The organism is Sinomonas sp. R1AF57, from assembly GCF_002224485.1.
GTDB classification, from domain to species: domain Bacteria; phylum Actinomycetota; class Actinomycetes; order Actinomycetales; family Micrococcaceae; genus Sinomonas; species Sinomonas flava.
The window spans coordinates 3,421,564-3,445,272 of the sequence record NZ_CP022463.1 but is presented as its reverse complement, the minus strand read 5'-3'; the positions used below and the strand labels follow the sequence as shown (position 1 = coordinate 3,445,272).

Annotated in this window: 26 protein-coding genes; 9 read left to right on the top strand and 17 right to left on the bottom strand. The window is 68.1% G+C overall.

The annotated features are described in order from the left end of the window. The first annotated feature begins 25 nt into the window (after positions 1-25). The 4 genes from CGQ25_RS15915 (at position 26) to CGQ25_RS15905 (ending at position 1,353) form a co-directional block, all read left to right on the top strand. The gene (locus CGQ25_RS15915; protein WP_255405377.1) at positions 26-343 is read left to right on the top strand and encodes a hypothetical protein; all 318 of its coding nucleotides are present in this window, start codon (positions 26-28) and stop codon (positions 341-343) included. Positions 344-553: 210 nt separating this feature from the next. Beyond that, the gene (locus tag CGQ25_RS15910) at positions 554-853 is read left to right on the top strand and encodes a hypothetical protein (protein ID WP_208713194.1); all 300 of its coding nucleotides are present in this window, start codon (positions 554-556) and stop codon (positions 851-853) included. Continuing rightward, positions 831-974, top strand: a complete 144-nt coding sequence (locus CGQ25_RS18560) for a hypothetical protein (protein WP_255405821.1) — start codon at positions 831-833, stop codon at positions 972-974. The genes CGQ25_RS15910 and CGQ25_RS18560 overlap by 23 nt, the downstream gene beginning before the upstream one ends. Then, positions 949-1,353 (top strand): rhodanese-like domain-containing protein, encoded by a 405-nt coding sequence (locus CGQ25_RS15905; RefSeq protein ID WP_255405807.1) that lies wholly within the window; start codon positions 949-951, stop codon positions 1,351-1,353. The genes CGQ25_RS18560 and CGQ25_RS15905 overlap by 26 nt, the downstream gene beginning before the upstream one ends. 80 nt (positions 1,354-1,433) lie before the next feature. On the opposite strand, the gene CGQ25_RS15900 is transcribed toward CGQ25_RS15905, so the two are convergent. The 16 genes from CGQ25_RS15900 to CGQ25_RS15825 form a co-directional block, all read right to left on the bottom strand. Then, positions 1,434-3,149, bottom strand: a complete 1,716-nt coding sequence (locus tag CGQ25_RS15900) for a bifunctional 3-(3-hydroxy-phenyl)propionate/3-hydroxycinnamic acid hydroxylase (protein WP_208710811.1) — start codon at positions 3,147-3,149, stop codon at positions 1,434-1,436. Next, positions 3,125-3,907, bottom strand: coding sequence for an HpcH/HpaI aldolase/citrate lyase family protein (locus CGQ25_RS15895; RefSeq protein ID WP_208710810.1), 783 nt, complete (start codon positions 3,905-3,907; stop codon positions 3,125-3,127). The genes CGQ25_RS15900 and CGQ25_RS15895 overlap by 25 nt, the downstream gene beginning before the upstream one ends. Further along, positions 3,904-4,377: a nuclear transport factor 2 family protein gene (locus CGQ25_RS15890; RefSeq protein ID WP_208710809.1), complete on the bottom strand. Its 474-nt coding sequence runs from the start codon at positions 4,375-4,377 to the stop codon at positions 3,904-3,906. The genes CGQ25_RS15895 and CGQ25_RS15890 overlap by 4 nt, the downstream gene beginning before the upstream one ends. Positions 4,378-4,387: 10 nt before the next feature. Continuing rightward, positions 4,388-5,191, bottom strand: a complete 804-nt coding sequence (locus CGQ25_RS15885) for a 2-keto-4-pentenoate hydratase (protein WP_208710808.1) — start codon at positions 5,189-5,191, stop codon at positions 4,388-4,390. Continuing rightward, positions 5,188-6,087 carry an alpha/beta fold hydrolase gene (locus tag CGQ25_RS15880; protein ID WP_208710807.1) on the bottom strand — a complete coding sequence of 300 codons (900 nt, stop codon included), beginning with the start codon at positions 6,085-6,087 and terminating at the stop codon, positions 5,188-5,190. Before CGQ25_RS15880 ends, CGQ25_RS15885 begins: the two co-directional genes overlap by 4 nt. Continuing rightward, on the bottom strand, positions 6,084-7,025 hold the full coding sequence (locus CGQ25_RS15875; RefSeq protein ID WP_208710806.1) for a 3-carboxyethylcatechol 2,3-dioxygenase: 942 nt from the start codon (positions 7,023-7,025) through the stop codon (positions 6,084-6,086). Before CGQ25_RS15875 ends, CGQ25_RS15880 begins: the two co-directional genes overlap by 4 nt. Before the next feature lie 101 nt (positions 7,026-7,126). Then, on the bottom strand, positions 7,127-8,497 hold the full coding sequence (locus CGQ25_RS15870) for an MFS transporter (protein ID WP_208710805.1): 1,371 nt from the start codon (positions 8,495-8,497) through the stop codon (positions 7,127-7,129). 289 nt (positions 8,498-8,786) lie between these two features. Next, positions 8,787-9,305, bottom strand: a complete 519-nt coding sequence (locus CGQ25_RS15865) for an HtaA domain-containing protein (protein WP_208710804.1) — start codon at positions 9,303-9,305, stop codon at positions 8,787-8,789. 34 nt (positions 9,306-9,339) lie between these two features. Next, complete coding sequence (locus CGQ25_RS15860; RefSeq protein WP_208710803.1) at positions 9,340-10,584, bottom strand: acyl-CoA dehydrogenase family protein; 1,245 nt, start codon at positions 10,582-10,584, stop codon at positions 9,340-9,342. A gap of 128 nt (positions 10,585-10,712) precedes the next feature. Next, positions 10,713-11,555: a class III extradiol dioxygenase family protein gene (locus tag CGQ25_RS15855; protein ID WP_208710802.1), complete on the bottom strand. Its 843-nt coding sequence runs from the start codon at positions 11,553-11,555 to the stop codon at positions 10,713-10,715. Next, complete coding sequence (locus tag CGQ25_RS15850) at positions 11,548-11,919, bottom strand: protocatechuate 3,4-dioxygenase (RefSeq protein ID WP_208710801.1); 372 nt, start codon at positions 11,917-11,919, stop codon at positions 11,548-11,550. The genes CGQ25_RS15855 and CGQ25_RS15850 overlap by 8 nt, the downstream gene beginning before the upstream one ends. Beyond that, the gene (locus CGQ25_RS15845) at positions 11,919-12,290 is read right to left on the bottom strand and encodes a hypothetical protein (RefSeq protein ID WP_189693627.1); all 372 of its coding nucleotides are present in this window, start codon (positions 12,288-12,290) and stop codon (positions 11,919-11,921) included. Before CGQ25_RS15845 ends, CGQ25_RS15850 begins: the two co-directional genes overlap by 1 nt. Beyond that, positions 12,277-13,629 carry a Rieske 2Fe-2S domain-containing protein gene (locus CGQ25_RS15840; protein WP_189693628.1) on the bottom strand — a complete coding sequence of 451 codons (1,353 nt, stop codon included), beginning with the start codon at positions 13,627-13,629 and terminating at the stop codon, positions 12,277-12,279. The genes CGQ25_RS15845 and CGQ25_RS15840 overlap by 14 nt, the downstream gene beginning before the upstream one ends. Then, the gene (locus CGQ25_RS15835) at positions 13,626-14,612 is read right to left on the bottom strand and encodes a fumarylacetoacetate hydrolase family protein (protein WP_189693629.1); all 987 of its coding nucleotides are present in this window, start codon (positions 14,610-14,612) and stop codon (positions 13,626-13,628) included. The genes CGQ25_RS15840 and CGQ25_RS15835 overlap by 4 nt, the downstream gene beginning before the upstream one ends. Beyond that, the gene (locus CGQ25_RS15830) at positions 14,609-15,826 is read right to left on the bottom strand and encodes a VOC family protein (RefSeq protein ID WP_255405376.1); all 1,218 of its coding nucleotides are present in this window, start codon (positions 15,824-15,826) and stop codon (positions 14,609-14,611) included. Before CGQ25_RS15830 ends, CGQ25_RS15835 begins: the two co-directional genes overlap by 4 nt. A gap of 127 nt (positions 15,827-15,953) precedes the next feature. Next, on the bottom strand, positions 15,954-16,640 hold the full coding sequence (locus CGQ25_RS15825; protein ID WP_208710799.1) for an RraA family protein: 687 nt from the start codon (positions 16,638-16,640) through the stop codon (positions 15,954-15,956). Positions 16,641-16,856: 216 nt separating this feature from the next. Here CGQ25_RS15825 and CGQ25_RS15820 point away from each other — a divergent pair, with 216 nt between their 5' ends. Genes CGQ25_RS15820 through CGQ25_RS15800 form a run of 5 tightly spaced genes read left to right on the top strand, consistent with a single transcriptional unit; the run spans position 16,857 to position 21,757 of the window. Continuing rightward, positions 16,857-17,480, top strand: coding sequence for an RraA family protein (locus tag CGQ25_RS15820; RefSeq protein ID WP_189693632.1), 624 nt, complete (start codon positions 16,857-16,859; stop codon positions 17,478-17,480). Next, positions 17,477-18,127: an RraA family protein gene (locus CGQ25_RS15815; RefSeq protein ID WP_208710798.1), complete on the top strand. Its 651-nt coding sequence runs from the start codon at positions 17,477-17,479 to the stop codon at positions 18,125-18,127. The genes CGQ25_RS15820 and CGQ25_RS15815 overlap by 4 nt, the downstream gene beginning before the upstream one ends. 2 nt (positions 18,128-18,129) lie before the next feature. Beyond that, positions 18,130-19,110 (top strand): PDR/VanB family oxidoreductase, encoded by a 981-nt coding sequence (locus CGQ25_RS15810; RefSeq protein ID WP_222703666.1) that lies wholly within the window; start codon positions 18,130-18,132, stop codon positions 19,108-19,110. Between the two features lie 23 nt (positions 19,111-19,133). Then, positions 19,134-20,177, top strand: a complete 1,044-nt coding sequence (locus tag CGQ25_RS15805; RefSeq protein WP_208710796.1) for an amidohydrolase family protein — start codon at positions 19,134-19,136, stop codon at positions 20,175-20,177. Then, positions 20,174-21,757 (top strand): FAD-dependent oxidoreductase, encoded by a 1,584-nt coding sequence (locus tag CGQ25_RS15800; protein ID WP_208710795.1) that lies wholly within the window; start codon positions 20,174-20,176, stop codon positions 21,755-21,757. The genes CGQ25_RS15805 and CGQ25_RS15800 overlap by 4 nt, the downstream gene beginning before the upstream one ends. A 74-nt stretch (positions 21,758-21,831) precedes the next feature. Here CGQ25_RS15800 and CGQ25_RS15795 read toward each other — a convergent pair whose 3' ends face one another. Beyond that, positions 21,832-23,268, bottom strand: coding sequence for an MmgE/PrpD family protein (locus CGQ25_RS15795; RefSeq protein WP_208710794.1), 1,437 nt, complete (start codon positions 23,266-23,268; stop codon positions 21,832-21,834). Between the last annotated feature and the right edge of the window lie 441 nt (positions 23,269-23,709).

The following is a 23,709-nucleotide window of genomic DNA, read 5'->3' as shown; positions in this document are numbered from 1 at the left end:
CCCGCCGAAGGGATTGTCCGGGGTGATGCGCAAGTTCGCCTACGCCAAGTACAGCGAGGGCCGTGCGGCCCACTGGCTGGTCCTGATGGCGGCAGACCGCGTTGACGCGTGGGGGAGCCATGCGAGGTCCTTCCTGACGCTCCACCCAGACAACCCCCTGACGGAAACGGGCGTGCGCAGCGAGTTCTCCCGCCACGGGCTCTCTTCGAGGCTGGGCAAGAAGCGTGCCGACCTGTCCCACCAGTGGATCGATCCCATCATCGTTGCCGGCCCGTGGGCGCTGGCGGCCGGCGGACTCGCCGCCGCCGCGCTCAAGGCCTTGCGGAAACGCCGCCTTACCTGACACCCACCTTCCGTGCCCGCTCGCCTGTGCTTCCCACGATGACCCCATCCCTGACCGAGGACGGAGGTGCCGTTCGAGCAGCACGACCTTCTCGCTGGTGGCCCGGTACCCGAACGCCGGCCTTCCAACCATGGGGGCTTCGGGCGACGACGCTCGTCCGCTGCTCAGGCCAATGGACCACCTGGGGACAGTGCCTCGTTAAGGGAACCCTTGATCGGGGACCTGATGTTCCGGGCAGAACGCCCGTCGCCCGACCAGGACGATGTGGGCCTGCTTCCAGCCGGCCTGATGCCGCTGGGCGATCAGCCGGCGGCCATGGAAAGTCAAACGGGCGCTACGGTGGAACTCGCGAACCGGGCGGACCTCGTCTTCGTGTGGCTCGACGAGGCGCAGGCGCTGTGGGGCTGCGCGACGCCCGACGATGTGCGGGTCCTGCTGCCGGGCCCCGGGACGCTCCTGGCCAAAGTCGTTCGTCACGACGGGCGGTATGAGCGCTTCGAATGCCGGTGACTTCCTGCGCGCCGGCGCACGTGTCGTCGCCGTCGGATCCGCCCTCGAGGACCCGTCCCAGCTGCCCGCGCTCGCGGCGCTCCTCGGGACAGCCGATCGGGCTGTCTCGGCGGGGCGGTAGCCATGGCCTCCCGGGGCGACGTGCTTTTTTTTTTGTCGTCGCGGCCGCTGAAGCTCAGGCCCACGGCACGGCTGTCATCGTCGACACCCGGCGGCAGTCGTCGTGGGATCAGGGCCACGTTGAGGGTGCCCTCCACCTTCCCAAGGACGCCCTGGACGCGCCGTTGGGGTGGCTGCCTGATGACCGGACGCTCATCGTCTACGGGTGGGGGCCGGGGTGCAATGGTGCGACCTTCACCGCGCAACGGCTGCTGCTCGAGGGCTTCGACGTCCGCGAGATGATCGGCGGGTACGAGTACTGGGTGCGGAACGGGTTCGCCGTCGAACGGGCGAACCACGTCACGCAGGAGGCGCCGGACCCGCTCGTCACCCACGTCTAGCTGAGATGGAGGCCCCGACGAGTGTGTGCCCGCCGGGACGTCCCATGCACAGTTATAGCTTCAGCGTGCCCGGTGGACGCTCATCCGACAGGCGCGGCCTCGGGGGTGTCAGGGGCCAGCTCGACGAGACGAGCTGCATCCGCGGCGGGGCCGAGGTCGGCTGCCGCCGGCCGAATGACGCGGGCGGCGGTGAGGACCTTCTGCAGGGTCTCATCGAGCTCTTGGGCCAGGCACTCCGCCGCGATCACATGGTCGGGTCTGACCACCAGCGCGGAGAACGGCCGAACATCGAACCAGCGCTTCACCTCCCCTGCAGGGTCACCGACGACAGTGACACCGGCGGCCGCCTGCGCGCTCGCCCACGGGAGCTGCGCAGCGGGCACGATGTGCACGAGCGTGGCGCCGAGGACGGGCAGCAGCTCGGCGGTGGAGGGGCGGAGCAGCGCGGCTGGGTCGTTGTTCCACACAATGACGCGCCAGTCGGTGCCGGTCGCGTCGTCGAGCAGCTTCTCGGCTCCGTCCGCCGTGCGCACCCGCGGCTGTGGGAACAGTGTGCCGACCGAGAGGGGAGAGTCGGCGGAGATCGGCACCGACTTCGAGCGGGGGAGCGACGACGGCACGACGACGCCGCGTTCGTACTGCGGCATCGGCTTGAAGCCCTGCGACGAGACCTGTGCCTTGAGCTTCGGCAGCTTGGAGATCACTGCGGCGCTCAGGTCCCGCGCGGCCGAGGCCAGGCGGCTCCGGTTCGTCATCAGCCGGGACATGTTCAGGGACAGGCCGATCATGGCCGCAACGTGGTCCCGGCGCTCCTGGTCATAGGTGTCGAGAAGCCCGGCGTCCGCACGGCCGTCGACGACGGCGGCGAGCTTCCAGCCGAGGTTGACCGCGTCCCGGATGCCGGAGTTCCAGCCCTGGCCTGCGACCACGGGCATGACGTGCGCGGCGTCGCCGGCCAGCAGCACCCGGCCCTTCCGGAAGGTTCCGGCGATGCGGGCGTTGAAGGTGTAGACCCTCCGCCGGATGATGTTCAGCGCGCTCGGATCGGGGACGTGGTCAGCCAGCATCTCGTGGACGAAGGCATCGGTCTCCGCGCGGTCTTCCTCGCCGGGGAGGACATTGAACTCCCAGCGGCGGATGCCGTGCGGAAGCGAAAGCGTGGCCCAGCCGCGCTTCGGGTCGCCGCCGAAGACGGCGTGGGGTGTCCCGATCGGATCGTTCGCGACGTCGATGACCAGGCCGGGGGTCTTGCGGGTCTCTCCCTCGAAGCTGATGCCGAGCGCCTTTCGCGTGCCTGAGCTCCCGCCGTCGGCCGCCACCACCCACTTCGCGCGCACCGCGCGCTCCTGGCCGCCGGGCGCGGAGTACTGCACGGTCACGCCTTCGCCGTCCTGCCTCAGCTGCGTCATCCGGGTGTCGAACTGGACCCTGACGTTGGCGAAGCGGTCCAAGCCGTCGAGCAGCACCCGGTCGACGAGGGGCTGGACGAAGCCGTTGCGTCTGGGCCAGCCGAACACTCGGGTTGTCGGGTCGATGACGCCGATGACCTTGCCCCGCCCGTTGACCATCCGGATCTGCTGGTCGGGCACCGTGTGCGGCAGCACCTCCTCGACCAGGCCGATGCCCTGCATGACCCGCATGGCCTCGTCGTCGATGCCGACCGCCCGCGGGTAGTCGATCAACTCGTGGCCCGCCTCGAGCAGGACGACGTCGATTCCCCGCAGGCCGAGCAGGTTGGCCAGAGTCAGGCCGACAGGGCCCGCCCCGATGATCACGACGTCGGTGTCGTAGCCCATTGTTCGCTCCTTAGCGCCTTGATGGCAGACCGTGCCATGGTGTTCAGAAATACGAGGTCGATGCCGAGGCCGACGTAGTCGACCAGCCCGTCGTCGAGGAGCCCCCTCGCATACTCTGCGGAGGCGCAGTAGATCCCGAGGGTGAGGCCGGCCGTGCGCGCCTTCGCGGACAGCTCGACGACCGCGTCGCGAACGGGTCCGTCGTCCCAGTCGCCGCGGCCGGGAAGCCCGTAGCTCACGGCGAGGTCTGCCGGCCCGATGTACACGGAGTCGATTCCCTCGACGGCGAAGATCGCGTCGGCGTTCTCCAGGCCGGCACATGTCTCGATCTGGACCACCGTCGAGACGGCGCTGTTGCCGGCTGCGGTGTAGTTCTGACCCGGGTAGAGGGCGGGGCGGGAGGGTCCGAGGCTGCGGCTGCCCAGCGGCGGGTACTTGGTGGCAGCGACGAGCCGGGAAGCCTGTTCCGCCGTCTCGACCGTGGGTGCGATGATGCCGCGTGCACCGGAGTCGAGGAGCCGCAGGATCACCGCCGCATCAATGGAGCCGACACGGGCGTAGGCGTACTCGCTCTTCTCGCGGGGAAGCGCGCGAAGCATCCGGCACGCGTCGTCGAGTCCGATCTCGCCGTGCTGCAGGTCCACGATCACGCCGTCATAGCCGGATGCCAGCACGAATTCGGCGACGGCCTGCGAGGCGAGCGCCTGATGCAGCAGCGCAGGGGCGTGCGACCCCGATGCCAGGGCAGCCTGCTTCACCGTGGCCCCGCGTGTGCAGCCTCGGCGAGGCGCTTCGCGTGCGCTGCCGCGTTCGCGCCCCCGAAGACTGGGACGATCTCGCGACGCGCGAAGCACCACGCGCCGTCGACCTTGCGGTACTGCTCGCGGAACTCGCCGACACTCGCGGGCTTCAGCACGTCCTCGGCGGCATCACGGAAGGTCAGGTACGTGACCGTGCCGGCCAGGATGTCACCCTCCCACGCGAGGCGGATCCCACCGATCACATGCCGTCCGACGACGTCGGTCTGCTGGGCGCGCCTCGCTCCCCAGGCCCTGATCGCGTCGCGGCCCGTCATGGTGCCGAGCGGTCCTACGGTGACGGCGTCCTCGGTGTAGAGCTCCCAGGTGGTGTCAGCCTGGTTGTGGTCGAGGCGGTAGAGCAGTTCGGAGATGAGCTGCTCGATCTCGATTCGGGTCTCGATGTCGACGCCGTATGTTCTCTCGGTCATCCCTCTGTCCTTAGCTGTTCGAGTCGAGGGTCGCAGTCACGCGGCCCAGTCCTGTGATGGTGGCGATGCACTCGACGTCGGCTGGCCAGGGCTCGATGTAGCCGATCGAGCCGGAGAGCAGCAGCTCGCCGGCGCGCAGAGGCTGGCCGATGCGCATCGCGGTCTCGGCGAGCCACTGGACCGCGTTGATCGGGTCGCCGAGCACGTTGCTGCCGATGCCGCGGGTGATTTCGAGGCCCTCGGCGGTCGTGATGACCATCTCCGCGGCCGTCAGGTCCACCTCACCGTAGGCGTGTCTCTCCTCGCCGAGCACCAGCCCCCCGCACCCGGCGTTGTCGGCGATGGTGTCGACGATCGCGCCGACGTTGCCGGGGAAGCGGAAGTCGACGATTTCGAACGCCGGGGTGATGTAGTCGATCGACTCCCTGATGGCCTCGAGCCGGGTGTCGAGGATGTCCTCCTTCAAGGCGAAAGCGACTTCCGCCTCGATGCGCAGGAAGTTGAAGCGCGACTGGGCGAGCCTGGTGCCGGAGGGGAACACCATGTCGTCGTGGATGATCCCGTAGTCCGGCTCGAAGACGCCAACGCGCTGCTGGACGAGCGGGTTGGTGAGCCCGACCTTGCGGCCTGCGCGCTTCACGCCGAGCTCGGCCTCTCGACGGCCGGCGACGATCTCGGAGATCCGGTAGGCAGACTCGAGGTCGTGGTCGGGCAGGCGGGGGCTGACGTAGTCGATCGTGTACGTCCCGCGGCGCGCAAGGTAGATCTCGTTCGCGATCTCCTCGATGGTCTGCTCGCTTGCTGTGCTGGTCACCCTTTCCTCCTCAGGAAGTCGAGCGTGTGCTCGTTGAAGGCCTCGGAGCCCTCCCACTGCGGCCAGTGCGCGGCGTCGGTCACGAGCAGGTACTCGCCGTCCGGGATGGCCGCCGCCAGCTGCTCGCCGACCTCCGGACCGCCGGTCGGCTCGTGGTCCGTCCAGACCAGCAGCGCGGGCACCGGAATCGCCGCGTAGTCCTCGACGGTGACCCGGTTGCGCCAGCGCGTTTCGGGCTGGCGCAGCACGGAAATGTGGCGCATGGATTCCTCGAACCCGGGCCGCGAGTAGATGGACTGGCGGACCTTGACCAGCTCGTCGGTGATCTTCTCCGGGTCGTGGATGACAACCTGGAGTCGTTTCTTGACGTTCTCGTAGCTGGGGTCGGCGACTGCCTGTGCGCTCACCGACTGGGCCCGGTCGACCCGTTGCTCGCCCACGACCCTGCCTCCGGGAGCGCTCAGCACGACGGTGCGCAGGCGCTCGGGGTGGTGGGCGGCGAACTTGATCGCGATCCAGCCGCCGAGGGATTCACCGATGAGGTGGACCTGGTCGAGGCCGAGGGCGTCGAGCAGTGCGAGCAGGTGTGCCTCGTACTCGGGGATCTCGAGATCGTGGTCGCTCAGGGTCGTGAAGCCGTGCCCTGGGTAGTCGTAGCCGATGACGTGGTAGCGGCCCGCGAGGGCGCGGATGTTCTGTGTGAAGGCTTCGATGTGTCCGCTGGTGCCATTGAGCAGAACGATCGTCTGCTCGCCGTGGCCCACGTGCAGCACGCGGGTGCGCCACGCTCCGACCTGGACGTATTCCAGCCGGTGGGGAAGATCCGCCACGGCCTCCCAGAAGGTGACCTGTTCAGGGCTCCGGTCTGGGACGGGGGCGTAGGCGGGGGCGCTCATGGAGCCACCGTGATCGCGGCCTGGATGCCGAAGCCGGCTCCCCAGGTCTTCACCGGCCAGTAGTGGTCGACGGCGACCCGGTACGTCCCGGCGGTGGAGAGCGCGGCATAGGCTGCGATCCAGCTCCGCATCTCATGCGCGGCCGATCCGCCCTCGGCCAGGAACCAGTCGTTCGCCCAGCCGTCCACTTCGCTCAGGTCCCCGGAGCGGAACGTGTCCAGGAGCAGCTGGTCCCACTCCTCGTTCAGGGGATCGCTCGGGGCATTGCCGTCGGCGATCGCCTGGATCCCTTGAACGATCTTCCGCTCGCGTTCCAGGCGCTCCTGGCGGGTGGGGGCGTAGGCAATGAGACGCTCCTGCATGGTCCCGGGGGCCCCCTCCCATCGTGGGATCGGCGGGTTGTGCGAAATGCCCCCGGAGGCGACGAAGAGCACTCGCTTGTCGAGCGCCTGAGCGGCCTTGCCGAAGGCCTCGCCCATCTCACGGACGCGGCGCATCGGGGTCAGCGGCATGCCGAGCGAGTTCACGAACACCGGGACGATCGGCTGCGCGAAGTCCTTGCCGAACACGAAGTCGAGCGGCTGGACGACCCCGTGGTCGACCTTCATGCGCTCCGAGCGGCCGATCTCGATCCCTTGCTCGAGCACGTGGGCGTGCAGGGCGCGGGCAGCGGCGCTGTCCACCGGGAGTGGGCCCTCGGTGGTGTTGTAGTCGCCGACGCCTTCAGCTTGGGCCCCCACCGCCCACGGCGTGATGAGCGAGTAGAGCTGGCCATTGAAGTGGTCTGGGCCGAAGACGACGACGACCTCGGGATCGTAGTCCTTCACGAAGGCCCTGACCTCGTCGATTGCAGACTCGATCTCGGCGAAGGTGCCGCCACCGGGGTCGACGTTTCCGAAGGACGGAGCGTGGGACAGTGCTGCCACCGCTAATGTCATGGCATTTCCTTTCAAGAACTGCTTTTCTAGAATCTTCATTCTAGTAGTGAATCGCCTTCCCTTCCGGGCGCCCCTGGAGCAGGACGCCCGGAAGGGAAGGGTCACTTGGCCGGTGAAGTGAGTGGCTCGCTTGCCGCGCCGGCGCCCTCCGACGCCGTCAGCCGCTTTCGCTGCGCGGACTCGAGGGCGCTGAGGCCGACGATGGAGAGGGCCGAGACGACCAGCGGCAGCGCGAAGATCACGAACACGGTCGGCACCGGCATGTGGGCGTCGAACGCGGCGCCGGCGAGGATCGGCGAGGCGATGCCGCCGGCGCGGCCAGCTCCGGCGACGATGCCATAGCCGGTGGCCCTGGCCAGAGTCGGGTACAGCTTGGGGATGATCTGGTAGAAGCCCGTCACCCCCGCGCTGAAGAAGAAGGAGGCCGCGAAGAGCTCGATCAGCGAAGCCGGCAGGTTGGTCTCGATGAAGCCGAACAGCGCGAGGCCGACGGCGCCGACGATGAGGAAAGCGGGGGTGAGGACGCGGGGGTTCACCCGGGTGGAGATGAAGCCGAAGACCAAGGCCCCGATGATTCCGCCGAGGCCCAGCGACAGTGTGGTCGGAGCCGCGAGCGCCGGGTTCTTCGTCGCAGCGGCGAGGGTGTTCGGAGCCCAGCTGTTGGCAAAGTAGAACACGAGGAGGAAGGAAATGTAGCCGATGATCATGAGCAGCGTCTGGCCGACCAGCTGCTTCGAGAAGACGGTGCGCAGCGCGTTGCTGCCCTCGCGTGCCGGCAGCTGGCTCTCGGGCAGCCCGGGCAGGGGATCGTGGCCCATTCGGGCGAGTGTGCTGTTGAGGCGCTCGAGCGAGCCCGGCTTCCGCCGCGCGGCGAGCCAGGCGATCGACTCGGGGAAGAGCGCGACGGCGAGCACGATGGCGATGACGGACAGCGCGACGCCGACCCAGAACGCGAACCGCCAGCCCTGGACCGGCAGCAGCGGTCCGATGATGACGGCGCCCAGCACGGCTCCGATGTTGATGGCGGCGGAGTAGACCGCCATGACCACTGGGTACACGCGCCGGTTCGAGTACTCGGCGGCGATGACGCCGACGACTGAGATGAGTGCGCCGACGCCGAGGCCGGTCACGATCCGCGCCCACATCATGCCTGCCATATCGGTCGCGAAAGGCGAGGCGAGCATCCCGACGGCGACGATGACGGTCCCCACGATCGCGATGCGCCGCCGGCCGACCTTGTCGGCAATGGGTGCGACGATGACCGAGCCGACGACCATGCCGATGAGAGCGCCCGAGAGCACCACGCCGATCATGCTGGCCGAGGAAGTGAACTCCTTGGTGACGTAGGGGGCGACGAAGGCCATCATGGCCGCGTCGTAACCCTCGAGGACCGTCAGCACGATGGCGGTGACGACGGCGAGGATCTGGAACCGGCTCATCTTTGAACCGGCAATCAATTCAGTGACCTTCATGGGTGCCTCTCTGCACAAGCCCGCTCGTTCGACGCGGCGTGCTCAGTGCCGCCTCTTCGCGGCTGCGCTACAGCCATACGCTAATGCGGCGTCTCGGAGCGATTGGTTCTGGGACTGCGGTGTTATTGATGGCCAGACTGCTACGTTCGTTCTAGAATCAGCATTCTGGATTGATCTGACGGTATAACGTGGGTCACATGGACGTCAAGGGTCTCGAGACGCTGCGATGCGGGGGCGGATCCGGGATCGGTGCGGCGAGCATCGCAGCTCGCCCCTTCCGGCTACCGGATCAGCGCCCGATTGGAAGTCTCAGCCATAGCGGATCCATTCCTGTACCGGGTCGGTAGTGCGACCCGAAGAACCGGGCACCGGCCTCGTCAAGCGCGACGGGCGCCGCATCCCAGACGAGAGTGCCTTCAGTGAGGCTCGGCTCGGGCAGTGCCACGGCGCCGAGCGGGAACAAGGACCCGTCAGACTGCTCGGTGTACAGCGTGGCGCCATCGCCCACAACATGTACGCGGAGGTTGCGCAGCGGCACCTCCAGCAGTCCGCCATGTCCGAGGAACCTGGCCCCACCGCCGAAGCACAGCCATTGCCCGCCGTTGCCCTCGTACGTGCCGAGGAATCGAAAGCGGATGAGGCCTTCCGGGCTCATGACAGCGCCTTCCGTCAGGTCGATAGACCCGTCGGAGAGCGAGCGGATGTACGTGACGAAGCTGGCCCGCACGCCCCAGATGAGGCCGACCGGAGCCTCGGGGGAAGCTGCACGATGATCGAGCGGCTCCCCGTTCTCTCCCCGGTCGCTCACCTGCGCGGCGTTGAAGGCAGGAAGATGTTGTCCCTCAGGCACGGACGGCGGGTCCCGTCCCGGTGCCTGCCACGGCGTTGACCCCTGTCACGGCGCGCCCATAGGCAACCGATGCAAGGTCCCAGGTGAACGCCACGTGTGATGCGGCAGTGTTGACATCACGCCACCATCGCTGCAGCGGTGCGGAAAGGTACACGCCGCTGCCCCCGGCCGACTCATAGAGCTCGTTGACCGCCGCGCGCAGCTGCTGCGCCGCGAACGCCAGATTCCTGCTGCGCTGCGCCCGGTCGAGCGGGCTGAATACGGTCCCCTCGGGTGCGCTGTCCGCGACCCGGGCATCGTTCAACAGCAAGCCGGTCATCGCATCGAGCTGTGCCGCGGCCTTCGCCAGACGCACCAGCGCCGGACCGTTCGATGCCTGCTGGAGTGAAGAGAGCGAAGCGAGACGTCGCGACGTTGCTGCGATGAACTCCGCCAGTGCACCGCGGGCTGCGCCCACGACGGCGCCGACAAGCGAGAGGGGCCAGACGGAGTCGTAGGCCAGGCGGTACAGTCCGCCGGGGTGCAGCTCCGAGCCCGGCGCGCGGCCGCTGCCGAGGTCGGCGAAGCGGACGGCACGATGTTCCGGGATGAAGGCGTCCTTGATGACGATCGACTTGCTGCCGGTGCCCTTCAGGCCGACCGAGTGCCAGTCGTCGATGATCTCCAGCTCGGAGGCCGGGACGAGCATGTACCACTGCTCACTTGTTCCGTCATCCTCGGTGACGGTGCCGCCGAGCAGGACCCACTGCGAGTGGTCGATGCCGCTGCAGAAGCGTCCGCTGCCGCCGCGCCAGCGGAAGCCGCCCTCGACGCGCTCCGGCGGCTGGCCACCGAATCGGATGAGCGACGCGATGCGAGCCCGCGCGTCGGCAAACACCTCGGCCTGCGCCTCCTCCGAGAACAGGGCGACGAGCCAGGTGTGTCCGGCGAGCACGCCGTAGACCCAGCCGGTCGAGGCGCACGCGCTCGCGATTGCCGTCTGCACCTCGAGGAGCGTCGCGAAGCCGAGCTCCGATCCGCCCCAGAGGCGCGGGGTGACTATGCCGAACAGACCGGCGTCGGTCAGCTCCCGGATCGTCTCCTCAGGGACCATGCGGTCGCGTTCGGTTTGCTCGGCCCGCGCGGCGATGCCCTCGCGCAGCCTCTCCACGGCCGCCAGGGCCTCTTCGCGACTGGCCAGGATCGGCGGGGCCGCCTCGTCGACGGCGGCGTCGACCGTGTCAATGTTGCCGCTCATGATCAGCGTCTCTCCTCATCGAGTGTGCTGGCCCGCACCGGTGAGTGGGGCCACGGCGCCGGCGGATCGGCCGCCGCGCGGGTGTACAGGTGTCGTCGGGGCGCTCGGATGCGAGCGTGGGATGCCGTTCACCGGTTCGTCATCGCCACCACTCCCGCTCCCGTGCTGGAGACCGGCACGTGGTAACCGCTGAGCACCGCGTCGACGTCGGTGTTCATGATCCCGCGCATGACAAGCCACATCACGAGCTCCGCCCCTTCGGAGCCGGCGAGGCTGATGTAGTCGGCGTTGGACAGGTCGGCGAGCTCCTCGGGGGCGGTCACGATCCTGTCAAGGAAGCTCCGGTCGAATTCCTCGTTGATGTGACCTGCGCGCGCGCCCTGGAGCTGGTGCGACATGCCGCCCGTGCCGATGACGGCAATCCGCACGTCCTCCAGGTAGCTGCGCAGCGCGCGTCCGATGGCCTGGCCGAGCTGGAAGCAGCGGCGGGCGGACGGGGTTGGCTGCTGCACCACGTTGACCGCGATGGGGACGACTTTTACGGCAGAGGCCTCGGCACCGAACAGCACGCCCATCGGAATCCGGAACCCGTGGTCGACCGCCATCTGCTGCGCGACGGCGAGGTCGAAGCCCTCAGGTACGACCGAGTCGATGATGTGCCACGACAGGTCCGCGTCGCCGGGGAACGGCGGCAGCGATGCGTCCACGCCGTTGCCCTCGTCGGCCGGTGGATACTCCTCGGCCGCTCCGACGACGAAGGCCGGCACGAGGCCCAGGGACATCTCCGCGCCGTGATCGTTGTAGATCAGGACGGCGACGTCGGCCTGCTGCTCGCGCATCCAGTCGCCCGCGTCGAAGAACGCCTGGACGCCCGGTCCCCGCTCCGCCGGCGTCCGCGGCTTCTGCGCGGCGAGGAATGGGGCGAGGGCCGGGACATGAGAGATGCCGATCCCGGCGACGATGTCAGCCACGGGGATTCCTCCCGCCTTCCTTCATCATGGTTGTGTACTCCTCCACGGTCTGGCCGGTCATGGCGGCGACCACCTCGGGCACGTGCTTCCCGTCCCCGATGGCGATCTTCACGACGAAATAGATGTTGCCGCCGAGCTCGACCATGCGAGCCCAGTCGCGACGCCGCACGGCATCGCGCTGTGCTTCGGTGAGCCGGAAGCGCTCCATGAAAGCCTCCTCGTCGGCGCGGAACGCCGCACGCTCCGCTTCGTCGTTGAGGGCCGCCGACATCAGGTTCAGTGCGAGCCCCTGCCGGGAGCGCCGCCCGTCGAACACGTAGGTCCCGGGGATGTCGGAGAAGGTGATGCGGTCGGTCTCGCCCATCAGCAACCCAGCCCCGCTCCGTCGACGGCAGCGATCGGCTCATCCAGCCTGGGGATCCACTCGGTGCGCTTGGCGCGCTCCAGCAGCTCCTCCGCGCTGAGGTCGTGCACAACGTCGCGGTGACGCGGGCGCGGCACCGGCTTACCGGCGGCGACCCGGTCGACCAGGTACTCCGTCAGGTAGCGCTCGAGCTCGACGATCGCGTCCCACGCCTTCGGGGCGGTCACGGAACAGCCGTCCAGCTCGGGGCAGCTGGCCCTGCGGACCCAGATTCCCTCCGAGTCCGGCAGCGCCTCGACGTATGTGATGTACGGCGTGGTGATGAGCTGCCGCAGCGTGATCTCGTTGGAGACTGCCTCAGGCCTTGACACCGGGAACATCCTCGTCTTCGAGCACAGGCATGACCGACGCCCACTCGACCTCGCGCGACCACTCCTCTTCCGCGTCCATCGCGCGGCGCGCGCCGACGTCGAACGGGACGTCCTTCTCCACGAGCAGCGCGGGAGATCGCATGTAGAAGATGTCGCCGTCCATGTGCGCGTCGACCTCGCCGCCGTCCTCGAGGTGCTTCGCGAGACGCATCATCACACGGCGTGCGCGAATGATTCCCATGTCGCTCGTGCCGAGCTGCTCGGTGCTGCGGTCGGAGATGGCCCCCATGCTTGCGGCGACCGCGTAGTCCTGCTCCACGATTCCGCGGATGCCGGAGTACGTGCCCGAGCGCTGCAGCTGACGGTCGATGAGGAAGTCGTTCTCCATGTTCCGCACGGGCTTCGACGTCCCCTTGATGAGCTCCGGATGGATGGTCCCGGTCTCGAAGTCGTACTTCTCACCCTCAGTCAGCGGACGTTGCGGGATGTAGTCGATGCGGTAGAACTGGTGGTCCGTGTCGCCCATGGGGACACGGAAGTTGCACCGCTGCGTGCCGCCGACCTCCCCTGGGATCATCGAGACGGACGGGACGATCCACTGCGTGATACGCCAGTAGTAGTGGTCTCGGCCGCCGTCTCGACGAGCACCGATGGTGAGCCCGTGCGGCGCCTCGATGACGAAGAACTTCGGCGCCTTGTCACGCGCCCACAGGTAGCGCAACGCCTTGTTCGAGTCGAAGAACTTGCTCGACACCTCGAGGTCGGTCTTGCCGACCTGGCCGTGCAGGAACGCGGTGTGGCTCGAGTCGATGTCGCCCTCGACGGACTGGAGGTAGTTGGTCTCCAGCGTCACCTTGGTGATGTGGCGGTGGCTCTCCGGGACCTGCGCCCACTCGAACTTCGGCAGCTCGGGCATCTGCTCCGGATCGCCGAGGTATGCCCAGATGATGCCGCCCATCTCCTCGGTCGGGTAGACGACCGTCTTGACCTTCGTGTGGAAGTCGCTGGACGCCGGCTCGTTCGGCATGTCGACGCACTGGCCTGTGAGGTCGAACTTCCAGCCGTGGTAGATGCAGCGGATGCCCTGCTCCTCGTTGCGGCCGAAGAAGAGGCTCGCACCGCGGTGGGGGCATCGCTCCTGGATGAGGGCAGGGGTGCCGTCGGTTGCGCGCACCGCGACGAGGTTTTCGCCGAGGAGCTTCACGCGCACGGGTGCCGAGTCGGGAGCCGGGATCTCCTTCGACAGCAGGGCAGGCTGCCAGTAGCGCCGGAACAGGTTGCCCATCGGGGTTCCCGGGCCGGTCTGCGCGAGAAACTCGGTGTCGTCTTTGGTCATCATGGCTTCATTCCCTTCTGCTGCGCGCCTCCGTGGGCGGAGGCGACACCATCAAGCGATTCATCGTGGCGGTGGCGGACGGTGTTGCGGATACGCCCGAGCCCCTCGATCTCCGCGACGATGACTTCGCCGTCCTGGAGGAAGCGCCCCTTGGGGTTGCCGACACCGGACGGGGTGCCGGTGGCGATGAGGTCGCCGGGGCGGAGCGTCATCGAACGCGAGAGGTAGGAAATCTGCTCGGCGATGTCGTAGTACATCCACTTCGTCGACGAGTCCTGCATCAGCTCGTCACCGACCCAGAGCTTCAGTCGGAGGTCCATCGGGTCAGCGACGGCATCCGCCGGAGTCAGCCACGGACCCATCGGGAGCCCGGTGTCGAAGCTCTTGGATGTGAGAGTGTCCGCTCCGAAGGGCTTGAACACATCCATGCGGGCCAGGTCGCGCGCCGACAGCTCGTTGAGCACGACGTACCCGGCGATGTGGCTCTCCACGTCGTCCGGGGCGATGGCGGAACCGGCCTTGCCGATCACCACCCCCAGCTCGATCTCCCAGTCGAGCGCGTCGGACAACACGGGCGGGAACACGTCGGTGTCGGGGTCGGCCACCGACTGAGGGGCTTTGAGGAACATGTACGGACCGAAGGTCGACTCCTTGGGGACGATCCTCTTCGCACTCATCTCGGCGACGTGGTCGGCATAGTTCGACGTGGCGCAGAAGATCGCTCCCGGCCGCGGGACCGGCGCGTGCAGCCTCACGGCGTCGAGGGCCAGCGCATCCCCCGGGACGGCATCCGCCATGGCATCGAGCCGCGCCCGCATGGCATCCCAGTCGTCGATCACGTCCATGGGGGATGCCGCGTCAATCTCGGTTCCGTGTCCGATGTCGATGACGCGGTCGCCGACGAGGAGTCCGGGCCTGGGGGCCCCGCCGTCAATGGAGTAGTTGAGCAGTCGCCAGGCTACGGCATTCTCCACGTTGCCGGTCATGACCACGGCCCCATGAAGACCTCGCCGTCGAACAGTGTGCCGCTGTCCTCGATCGTCTCGGGCCAGGTTGCCGGGTCGCTCGTGATCGCGGCGGCACGTCCGGCGCTGCGCTCACCGGCCCATCCGACCTGCTCCATGCCGAAGTACAGCTGGATGAGGTGACCGTCCGGGTCCTTGATGTGCGCCGCGTAGGCGACCCCGGGGAACAGCTCGCCGGGCAGCTCGACCAATTCGATGCCCTTGGCCTTGAGCCAGTCGACGGCGTCGCGGAGCTGACGGTAGCTGGCGACCTTCATGCCGAAGCTCATCAGGGTGGTGTCCTCGCGCAGCCCGAGCACCTCGCGAAGGCCGATGTCGTACACCGCCATGCTGTGGTGCTCGGCGTTGACGCGGAGGAACACGGCGCGGTGGCCCCGGTAGTCGATCTCCTCGGTGACCGTCATGCCCATGACGTCGCGGTAATACGCGACCATCGCGGCGACGTCCGGCGTGAACAGGCGGACAGGCCCGATCCCGGTGACTCGGAACGGACGCTGCAGGTAGACGCCGTCGACGACGAACGTCTCGTCGTACGCGTCGATCGAGCGGTGGCCGGCGCTGATGTCGATGCCCGCGGCGATCGCGTCGTCGACCTCCTGCTGCTCCGACTTCTGCGGCAGCTCGGGGACGACGTGGAAGCCGCGCTCGCGCATCGGTCCCGGCTTTGACTGACCGCTCCAGCCGACCTGCTCGATGCCGTAGTAGAGCTCGTTGACGTGCCAGTCGCTGTCGAACAGGTAGACGTGCCAGTTCGACCCCGGCATGTCACGGCCGGCTCGGATGATCTCCTGCTTGTTCTCCTTGAACCAGGTGTGACCGTCGACGACCTCCTGGAGGCTGCCGACCTGCCAGGTGATCTGGTTGGTCGTGATGCCAGCAGGAGTGGCAGCGCTGCCGCCCATCTGGTCGCGCACGCGCTTCGGGAAGATGACGAGCGAGTGGTGGTCGCTGCCGTAGCGGAGGAAGTAGCCCGTTCCTCCCGGACCCTCGGCAATGTGCTTCTTCTCGGGCGGCAGGATCTTCGCGAACGGAAGCTCGTCGGAGAGCTTGAAGCCGAGTAGTCGAGTATAGAAGTTATACGCTTCTTCAATGTTGTAACAGTTCACTCCGAAGTGACCTAGACGGCGGATCCGAAACGGCCGATCCAGGAGTACACCCCCGACGTCATACTTCATGCCACGCACCAACTCTCTTGAAAGATTCCCAGCATCCGCCCATTCCCATCGGCCTCATGCGCGGAAGCACGAGTTGTGAGCAGCGCTGTCTCATGCGACCGATAGTAGCGCATAACTTCACCACTTCTCAATCAATTTTTGTCAACGTCGCCGCCTGCGTCGCGAGTACCTGAGCGGGGGTCGGGAGGTGGTAGATCCCGAGCGTCGTCTCACCGGCCCGCAGCCGCGCGAAGTACTCTGCTTCCGCTGCCTCGCGCTTCTCCCCGAGCGCGACGACGTCGTCCGCCTGCGCGTCTGGGATGACAACGACACCGTCCGCGTCCCCGACCACAAGGTCGCCGGGCTCGATCTGCACGTCGCCGATCGTGATCGGGACCCCGAGGGAGCCGGCCTTGCGCGGATCCTTGATCGTGCCGCGGATGCAGCGACGGTCCGCGAACACCGGGAAGCCGAGGGTGATCATCTGCTGCGCGTCCCGCACACCGCCGTCGATGACGAGGCCGCCGAGGCCGCGCGCCACGGCGGCGACCGCCATGACCTCGCCGAAGTAGCCGAATTCGCGCGCGCCGCCCGTGGACACCACGAGGACGTCGCCGGGGGCGGCCGCGACGATGGCGTGGTGCAGCCACAGGTTGTCGCCTGGCGGCACGGCAACGGGGAACGCCCGGCCCGCTACCGGGAGGGTCGGGGACATCGCCTGGATGCCCGAGGGCAGCGATCCGATCCGTCCGGCCGCCTCATGCAGCGTCGCCGCCCCAAGGATGCCCGCCCGCGCCGTTCGTCCTGCGTGCCCTGCGGAATTGTCGATGCTCATGGCCACTGATCCTTCCGGCGCGGACTCCCGGCCCCGCCTCCTTGCAAACTCTCTGAAGACTCGGCTACAGTAGCGCATAAATTCATCTCTGTGTATCGCTGCTCGCAGCGAAATGCGGCGAGGTTTGCCCTTGTTTTCACACGTCAAAGGAGCGGTGTGATGGTTGATGAATCACATGAATGGATTGCACAACTGCGTGAGCTAGATACCTGTGTCGTGTCGGATGCGCTGGACGCTCTGGGCCTGCCGGGCGCGGTGTCCGACCTCATTCGACTGAGCGGTGACGCCCCCGTCGTCGGGCGCGCCGTCACGGTCGACCTCGTCAGTGCAGAGCAGGGCCCAGCGGCCCCGAGCACACGGCATCTCGCGACCGCGGCGGTCGCGACGTCCGGACCAGAGGAGGTCATCGTCGTCGCGCACCCCGGCCTTCCATGCGCCGGCTGGGGCGGTCTGCTCACGAAGGCAGCCTCGCTGCGCGGCATTGCCGGCACGCTCGTCGACGGCCCCGTACGCGACGTCGACGAAAGCCGTGCGCTCGGCTACTCGATCCTCGGCCGCAGCGCGACGCCAGTGACCGCCCGCGGTCGCCTCGTCGAAGACAGCTGGAGCGAGACCATCACGTTCGCCGGCGTGCGGGTGGCCACGGGCGACCTTGTCCGCGCCGACGGCAGCGGCATCGTCTTTATCCCCTTCGATCGCGCCGCCGAGGTCATCGAGCGGGCCCGCCAGTTCGCCGCGCGCGAGTCGGCCATGTCGGCCGCTCTCGACCAGGGCGAGGTCATCACAGCCGTCATGGGGGCGTCCTACGAGGAGCTCGCCGGAAGGGTGGCCCACTCGTGACCACCACCCTCATCGAGCGCCTTGGTGCGCTGGAGACGCCTTGCGTCAGCGACGCCCTCGACCGCCTCGGCATCGACGGCCAGTGCGCGGGCGTCATGCCCCTCGACAACAACTTCCGTCTCGTCGGCCCCGCCTTCACCGTCAGGTACGTCTACGCAGACGAGCGCGGTCGCAGCGTCGGCGACTTCATCGACGACATCCCGACCGGCGCGGTCGCCGTAATCGACAACCTCGGCCGTCTGGATGCCACCGTCTGGGGCGATCTGATGACGACGATCGCGTCCCAGCGCGGCCTCGGCGGCACGGTCATCGACGGCGTCTGCCGTGACCTCGATCGCGCACTGGAGATGGACTACCCGCTGTTCACCCGCGCGCATTGGATGCGCACGGGCAAGGACCGCGTCCGCCTCGACGCGCTCGAGGTGCCTGTCACGATCGGCGGCATCTGCGTCAACCCGGGCGATCTGCTGCTCGGCGACATCAACGGAGTTGTCGTGATCCCGGCCGACCGCGCGGAGGAGGTCATAGAGACCTCCGAAATGATCCGCGACGTGGAGGATGAGATTCGCGCCGACATCCTCGCAGGCTCCTCGCTGCGCGACGCGCGCGCCCGCGCCGGTTACCACCAGCTCCAGACCAGGAGATGACAGTGGACAACACCACACCCCTTTCCCTGCTCGTCCGCGAGACCCGTTACGAAGCCGACGGCGTCGTGTCGGTCTGCTTCGTCGACCCCACCGGCGCCGACCTGCCCAAGTGGAAGGCTGGCGCCCACCTGGAGATCACGCTCCCATCGGGACTGGTCCGCCAGTACTCACTGTGGAGCAATCCGGATGACCCGCAGCACTACCGCGTGGGCGTGCTGCGCGAAGACCGCGGACGCGGCGGTTCCAAGGAGATCCACGACACCGGACTCGTCGGCCGCACCTTGACCGTCAACGGCCCGCGCAACCGGTTCGAGCTGGTCGACGCCCCGCGGTACATCTTCATCGCCGGCGGCATCGGTGTCACGCCGCTCGTGCCGATGCTGTCGCGGGTCGCGCGCAGCGACGCCAACCCGGAGTGGTCGTTCCACTACGGCGGCCGGTCCCGTCGGTCGATGGCCTTCACCGGCGTCCTCGAGCGCCTCGCCCAGTCGGGCCGTGGAGGCATGGTGAACTTCGTGGCCGAGGACAGCGATGGCATCCTCGATCTACGGGGCATCCTGTCCGCCGCGGACGGGGAGACCGCGATCTACTGCTGTGGTCCGGGCGGACTCATCACCGCCGTTGAGAAGCTCTGCGAGGAGCTGGGCCTTCCCGGCCTGCATGTCGAGCGCTTTGGCGCCGCGCCCGTCGACGAGTCGGTCGCCTCGGCGGAGAACACCACGTTCGAGGTCGAGCTGTCCACGACGGGCACCACCGTGTCCGTCGGTCCCGACGAGAGCATCCTCGAGTGCGTCCGCTCGATCGTCCCCGGGGTCCCCGCTTCGTGCGAGGAGGGCTTCTGCGGCACCTGCGAGGTCCGCATCCTCGCCGGACAGGCCGAGCACCGCGACCAGATCCTCACCCAGGCCGAGCAGGACGCCAACGAGACGATGTTCATTTGCGTATCCCGCGCGAAGTCGCCACGCCTCGTCCTCGACCTCTGACACCCACCTATGGAGACATCCCTGTGATCATCGACATCCACGGCCACGTCAGCTCGCCCGCCGAGCTGTACGCGTACCGATCGATCCTCACCGCCGGCCGTGGAGCGCACGGGCGAGAAGGCATCAAGCTCAAGACGGAGGCCGTGCTGCGCGCCGCCGAGCGCCACGTCGGGCTGCTTGACCGCGTCGGCACCGACGTCCAGTTCATCTCGCCGCGTCCGTTCCAGCTCATGCACGCAGAGAGCCCAGCCAAGATCGTGGACTGGTGGACCCGCGCCACCAACGACGCAGTCGCCGCCCAGGTGGAGGCGTTCCCGGAGCGGTTTCGCGGCGTCGCGGCGCTGCCACAGGCCGTGGGCACCGAGCCGGAGGCATGGCTCGACGAGCTGGAGCGCGCCGTCCTCGAGCTCGGCTTCATCGGCGTACTGATCAACCCGGACCCGGCGGAAGGCCAGGAGCTCGGCATCCCGCGTGTCGGCCACGAGTGGTGGTACCCGCTGTTCGCCAAGCTCGAGGAGCTGGGCGTGCCCGCGCTCATCCACGCGGCCGGCTGCCGGTCGGATCGCGAGAACTACAGCGAGCACATGATCACCGAGGCGAGCCGCACGGCCATCTCGCTCGCGAACTCGCGGGTGTTCGAGCACTTCCCGAACCTGTCGCTCATCGTCTCGCACGGCGGCGGGTCGGTCCCATACCAGGTCGGCCGCTGGCGCGCCGCCCGGTATCTGGAGTACACGCAGGTCGAGGCGTACGACAACAAGGACGGCGAGGCACCCCCCGAAATCGAGTCGTTCGACGACAGCCTGCGCCGCCTGTACTTCGACTCGCTCGTGCACGACCGCAAAGCCCTCGCGCTGCTCGTGCAGACCGTTGGCGCCGACCGCGTCATGCTCGGCACCGAGGTGCCGGGTAGCGGCTCGCCCATCGACCCGCTGACGGGCTACCAGTACGACGACATCACGCGATCGATCCAGAGCTACGACTGGCTCGACGAGGCAGACCGCACGCTGATCCTGGAGGGGACCGCACGACGCCTCTACACGCGTCTGCCGAGGAGCGGGCGATGACGGATGACCGGGCCGCCCGGCGGGAGCCCCCGCTGCACGGAGTCCCCGGGCGCTGGGACGACGAGGCCGACCTCCTGATCCTCGGCTACGGCGGTGCGGGCGCGTCCTGCGCGGCTGTCGCAGCGGAGACCGGAGCGGACGTGCTCGTGCTGGAGAAGGGCGCGATCGGCGGCGGCAACTCCGCCTGCATCGCTGGCTCGCTCATCCTGCACTCGGACGACGACGAGCGCGCACTGGAGTACCTCGACTGGCTGTGCGGCGGACAGACGGAGGCGGAGGTGCTGCAGGCCTTCATCGACGGCCTCGCCGGCATCCCTGAGTTCCAGTCGCACCTCGGCTTCCCGATGAAGGAGGACCCGAAGCCGTACCGCGCCGACGGGTTCTACCCGGAGTGGCCGGGCGCCCCTGGCGCCGGCGGCATCCTCGGCCACAGCGTGATCACGGCCCCGGGCGGCGACGCCCTGTGGACTGCGATCTCCCGGCTCGCGGAGAACCGCGGCGCTCGGGTGCGGCTGGAGACGCCGGCCGAGCGGCTCGTCCAGGATCCCGACACCGGGGAGATCCTCGGCGCGATCGCCCGGACGGCGGACGGCCGTCGCATCGCCGTGCGCGGCCGCAAGGCGACGGTGCTCGCTACGGGAGGCTTCGAGTTCAACGACGAGATGCGGCGGCAGTACCTTAGCCACGCTCCCGTGAAGTTCCTCGGTTCGCCCCTGCTCACAGGCGACGGGATTGCCATGGCGCAGCGCGCCGGCGCGAAGCTGTGGCACATGAGCTCTGTCTCGGGCCCTCTCTACTGGGGCGTCGAGGTCGAGGCCGGTCGCGTCTACGTGACCTACGAGTTCATGCGCGCCGCACGCTTCGGCTATTCCTCCCCCGTCTTCACGGAGGCCGGAAGCCTGATCTGGGTGAACAAGAACGGCAAGAGGTTCCACAACGAGACGGTCGAGATCGGCACGCTCCGGCACGGCTACGCGAACCGTGAGGAGTGGTTCCAGATCGACCCGGACACGGCGGAGTTCACACACATCCCGGCGTTCCAGATCTTCGACGAGAAGGTCTTTCGTGCCGGTCCCGCGATGACGACGCTCAACTCGCGTACGCCGCTGTGGAGCGCCGACAACATCGCCGAGCTCGAGAACGGCTGGATCATCAAAGCCGACACCATCGAGGAACTCGCCGAGAAGTGCACCTTCGCGGCGGACCCCGGCGCCTACCGCGGCGGTCACATCGACCCCGAGACCTTGGCGCAGACGATCCGCGACTACAACGCGGCATGCGCGGCGGGCCTCGATGAGGAGTTCGGCCGGAAGGACTTCCTCACGCCGCTGGACTCCGGTCCCTTCTACGCGGTCGGTCCGATGGTCCCGACGTTCATCAACACGCACGGCGGCCCGAAGCACGACGCCGAGCAGCGCGTGCTGGACACGAACGAGCAGCCCATCGGGCGGCTCTACGCGATCGGTGAGTGCGGCTCGATGTGGGGTCCGTACTACAACTCGATGGGCGACGTGACGGAGTTCATGATCTCCGGCGCCAACGCCGCCCGCAGCGCACTCGCCCTCGAACCGCAGGGCTGAACAGTAACCACGAAGGCCGTGCCCCGAACGGGGGCACGGCCTTCGTCGTCTGTCGGCTCAAGCGACGGCGAGAGTCATCGCGTGCCCGAGAAAAGCCGCGAGTGATCCGCGGGGCGATAGTCGTCCCGCGGCACGAGCTGCTCGGCGAGAAGACCGACGCCCGGCAGTGCGTCGAGGTTCGCTACCATCTCGATGATGCGGTCGGCGCGCGCCTCTCCCAGGACGTCGCCGGCCAGGGCGCGGAACTTCTGGACGACGTGGTCCTCGTCCACGGGGAAGCGCGACGAGCCGCGCGGATGGCTGACGTACGCGGTGTGCACGTCCCCGTTCACGAGGGCGATGTCCACCTCGCATGGGCCGTCACCGTCGAGGCGCGCCTCCGGGGCCAGTCGCTCGCAGACCACCTTGTCGGCGACCTCCAGGATGCGCGGGTCATCGAGGCGCGCCTCGATGTAGTCGCGGAAGCCGTTCGCCCCCGCCACGAGCCGGAGCCCGATGCCGAACGCCACGCTGAACTGCGACGAGATGACGTCCTGCGGCCGTCGGATGAGGCCGACCGCGTCGAACTCCCGCGGATTCTGGCGGACCGCGATCCGGGCGATCTGCTCGGGCCGGATGTCGTTCGCCGAGACGAGGTCCGAGACGGCGTCGAGCACGGAGTGTTGTCCACCGCAGCAGCAGTGGAGCTTAATCCCCGTGCTCGTGCCCAGGAAGTCCTGGCCGAGACCGGCAGTGATGAGATCCGGCGCCGGGGTGTCGGTCACGGCTCGAAGGAGTCCGCGCTCGCCCTCGATCGCCCGGACGGGCGCCGTCACTCCGGCACGCGCGAGCCCTACGGATTCGAGACCCATCTGCGCGCCGTACGCTCCGTGGAGGCGCTTCTCCGTGCCCCCGGAGACAGCGAATTCAGAGACGCCGCCGGCGCGACTCGCGCAGATCGCGAGGGCATGCGTCGTGACGTCGACGTCGAGCCCCTCCAACACCGCCGCGGCCGCGGCCGCACCGAACGGTCCGGTGACCGAGGTCGAGTGGTAGCCGCGGTCGGTCATCCCCACGCCGCCGAGCGCCACGCGGATCATGATCTCGTACCCCGCGGCGACCGCCGTCAGGAACTCCCGACCTGATGCCGAGAGCTGCTGTCCGAGCGCCAGTGCCGACGAGACGACGACGGTGCCGGGGTGGCTCGTGGACGCCATGTCCGTGTCGTCCATCTCGAAGCCGTGCGTGAACGCCGCGTTCGCGAAGGCGGCCAGCTCCGGTGCGACCTTCGCGCCGTAGAACGCCACCGTCGAGGGGCCCGCCGTGTCCCGCGCGCGCACATACGCCCAGATGTCCCGGGACCACGGGAGAGTGGCGAAGGCGAGCTGACACCCGAGCGTGTCCAGAACGTGCAGCCGCATGCGGGCCAGGACCGCGGCGGGCGGCGGCTGATCCCGCAACCCGACAACGAACTCCGCGATCCGCCGACTCACCGCACCTGCCGCCTCATTGGTCCGCACTTCGTTGCCCATCGGGATCCTTCCGGTCGATCGAACCCGCCGACGAGCACGGCGGGATCCACCGCACGCCGATCGACCGGAGCGCCGGCGGGCATGCTGATGCGGCCGGACCGCCACGCCTCATTGGGCGATGAGTCAGCGACTTCAAGGGAACTTGTTCGCTTCTTACACGTACCGTAGCGAGTCTCTTGTGTTTGCGCCAGTGCTCGCTGCGCACGCCGTCGGCGTCACTCGTCAAGTCCGGCTGCGCGCGCACCAGGGCGGAGAGGTGCGCCGCCATGATCTGCCGCGTGGTCCCGAAAACCGTGCCAGAGCGCGGGATTCATTTACGGCACACGCCAGCGGACAGGTGGGCCGTCAGTGACGTTGTGCCCCGCTGCGGCATTATCCGAAATCGAACCTTTCCCATTGGCAACTCGCGGTGCTATATTCCGGAAAGCAACGCATAGATGC